This window comes from Armatimonas sp., assembly GCF_043760365.1.
Lineage (GTDB): Bacteria > Armatimonadota > Armatimonadia > Armatimonadales > Armatimonadaceae > Armatimonas.
In genome coordinates this window covers 1-2,783 of record NZ_JAYUPA010000967.1, presented here as the reverse complement: position 1 = coordinate 2,783, position 2,783 = coordinate 1, and the positions used below count along the sequence as shown (strand labels likewise).

The window sequence follows — 2,783 nt, the reverse complement described above, 5'->3', positions numbered from 1 at the left end:
TCCTCGTGCTTCAATCCCAGATCACTCAGCGTTTGAACCAGTGGCCGCGAGCCGCTGAGCACCCCGCCGATATGGAGACGCGCCAGCCAGCCCGTCTCGGGGCGAACCAGCGTGAACAAGAGCGCCACTCCGGCAACGACGACGAGAGCGTGACTGAGTTTTGGCTTCATGGAAGATTGGACGCAGTTGCTCGGGCTGAGGTTACGGTACAATCCACCATGTCAATTCCCGACCGCGATGATGCGCTTCCGTTTTCGAAGAGGGCGCTGCTGCTGGCACTGGGCTGGGGGCTGACCAATATCGCCTACGCCATCTATGATCTGCCGCTAAAGTTTGTCTTAAAAGACGAGCTTCACCTCGATGCACAGCAGATCTCGAAGTTTTTCGCGTTGGGGGTTTTTAGCAACTATGTCAAGCCACTGGCCGGGATTCTCACGGACAGCGTGCCACTCTTTGGGACACGTCGCCGCTGGTATCTGATTCTCAGCCTGTTTTTCTGCGGCATTGGCTGGCTGATCTTAGGAAGCGTCCCCCGAAACTACACCACCATGCTGGCCGTTTTTGCCACGACCTACACCATGGTGATGATCATCTCCACCACGTTTGGCGGCGTTATGGTCGAGACGGCGCAGCGCTTTGCCGCCGCAGGACGGCTCACGGCGCAGCGGATCGGGATGTTTCGCCTCGGGAGCTTGGCGGGCGGGCCACTCGGAGGCTTTCTCGCCAAGTTCCCCTTACTCCTCACACTGAGCCTCTCCGCGACCCTGCACTTTGCTCTGATTCCGATTGTCTGGTTCTGGCTGAAGGAGCCGCAAAAAGCGACTCTGAACAAGGACCTCTGGCGCGAGGCGGGGGAGCAGCTACGCGGGCTAGTAAAGAGCAAAGTGGTGCTGGCCGCCGCCGGAATGATCTTTCTCATCGCCGCCTCGCCGGGCTTTGGAACCCCGCTGTTTTTCTTTCAGACGAACACCCTGGGGCTCTCGAAACAGTTCCTGGGAAGTCTGACACTGATCGGCGCGGCCTTCGGACTGCTCACGGCGACGGCCTACCACAAGTTCTGCCAGAAGGGCAGTATGAGGACACTCTTGATCGCCAGTATCGTGATCCACGCTCTGGGAACACTCTTCTATCTTTTCTATAAAACTCCTGGAGCGGCCATCGCAATCACCGCACTCGAAGGCATGACCCAGACTCTCGCCATCTTGCCCGTCTACGACTTAGCGGCACGCGGCACCCCCAAAGGCAGCGAGGCGCTAGGCTACTCGATCATGATGAGTGTCTGGAACCTCACCAACTCCCTCTCCGACTGGATCGGGTCCACGCTCTTCACCAAGTACAGCTTTGACTTCTCCCACCTCGTCTGGCTAAACGCCAGCACGACCGCTCTTGTGCTTTTAGTGATTCCGTTTCTGCCCAAAGCCCTAATGGCAAAAACGGATGGCAATTGATTCTAAGGATTGGCTATGGTAGACTTTGCGCGGCAAGCTCAATTGGTAATTCTTTTATGAAATCTATTCTTCGACGCATCAAATCTGTTCCCATTTTAGGGGACTGTCTCGTCACGATGAAGGCAAAAATCACCGGAAAATGGAAAGAGGATCCCTCGTATTGGTTGGGACTAGTAGTGCGTACGCAGCAAGCTCAGGTGGTTCAGATCGGTTCTAATGATGGTACCTCTAACGATCCTATTCACCAATTGTTGGCAAAAAATCAGCAATGGAAAGCATTACTTGTTGAGCCGGTTCCTTTTGTCTTTGAGCGGCTGAAAAAAAATTACGGAACGTCTTCACGATTTGCGTTTGAGAATCTGGCGGTAGGCGAGGATGAGAGCCTGGATTTTTACTGGGTATCTCAGGAAGCAAAAGTTAAGTTTCCCACGATACCTTATTGGTACGACCAAGTTGGGTCTTTTAGTAAAGATCATGTCCTTCATCACTTTAGCGAATTTGAAATAGAGCCTTTTATTATTAGTGAAAATATTAAAATCATTTCTTTTTCTGGATTGATTGAAAGAAATAAAATTAATAAGATTGATATATTGCATATTGATACAGAAGGTCATGACTATAAAGTATTGGATATGGTTGATTTTGTAAAAATACAGCCAACTTGTATTTTGTTTGAATTTAAACATCTGTCTTATGAAGAAAGAATTGCCTCTGATAATCTTTTATCGCCGTTTTATGATCTATTCTTAATAGGTGATGATGTTATTGCTGTTCATAAATCACTTCCTCAGTCTCTTCGTTCTCGGTTTAATATCCTTTCTGCCCCTGTATTGCGCGAGTCTGTTGCCTGAATTGCTTAGTCTTCTTTAGGTAAGATGCAGGACGTCATTGGTCTGCCAGAGAAGTTTGTGATAAACTTCGCAAAGTTAGGCGAGATCTATCGCCCGGAAAATATGCCATGCTAAACTCCTACATTCCGGTTCTGGTGATGGGGCTGGTCGCCGTTTTACTCTCGGCGGTCTTTATTCTACTCTCTGCCGTCCTTGGGCCGCGCCGTCCCTCGCCTCAGAAAAACAGTCCGTATGAGTGCGGCGTGACTCCCATTGGCTCGGCACGGGAGCGCTTTCCGATCAAGTTCTATCTCATCGCCATGCTCTTTATCCTCTTCGATATCGAGACTGTCTTTCTCTACCCCTGGGCGGTGACCTATGGGGCGAGTGGAGGCATGATGCTCTATAACCTCGCGGAGATGGGGCTGTTTGTGGCGATTTTGTTCGTGGGCTACATTTATATCTGGCGTCGCGGCGCCTTCGAGTGGGGCTAGGAAGTTAGAGT

3 protein-coding genes are annotated in these 2,783 nt (G+C 50.9%); all 3 read left to right on the top strand.

Annotated elements, in window-relative coordinates; all coding sequences use genetic code 11:
- The first annotated feature begins 218 nt into the window (after positions 1 to 218).
- The 3 genes from ACH2EH_RS24530 to ACH2EH_RS24520 all read left to right on the top strand — a co-directional run bounded on the left by ACH2EH_RS24530 (position 219) and on the right by ACH2EH_RS24520 (position 2,772).
- A complete protein-coding gene (locus ACH2EH_RS24530) occupies positions 219 to 1,448 on the top strand; it encodes an MFS transporter (RefSeq protein WP_395145974.1) in 1,230 nt (409 codons plus the stop codon).
- Positions 1,449 to 1,504: 56 nt separating this feature from the next.
- The gene (locus ACH2EH_RS24525; RefSeq protein WP_395145973.1) at positions 1,505 to 2,299 is read left to right on the top strand and encodes an FkbM family methyltransferase; all 795 of its coding nucleotides are present in this window, start codon (positions 1,505 to 1,507) and stop codon (positions 2,297 to 2,299) included.
- A 107-nt stretch (positions 2,300 to 2,406) separates the two neighbouring features.
- Complete coding sequence (locus tag ACH2EH_RS24520) at positions 2,407 to 2,772, top strand: NADH-quinone oxidoreductase subunit A (RefSeq protein WP_395145972.1); 366 nt, start codon at positions 2,407 to 2,409, stop codon at positions 2,770 to 2,772.
- The last annotated feature ends 11 nt before the right edge of the window (positions 2,773 to 2,783 follow it).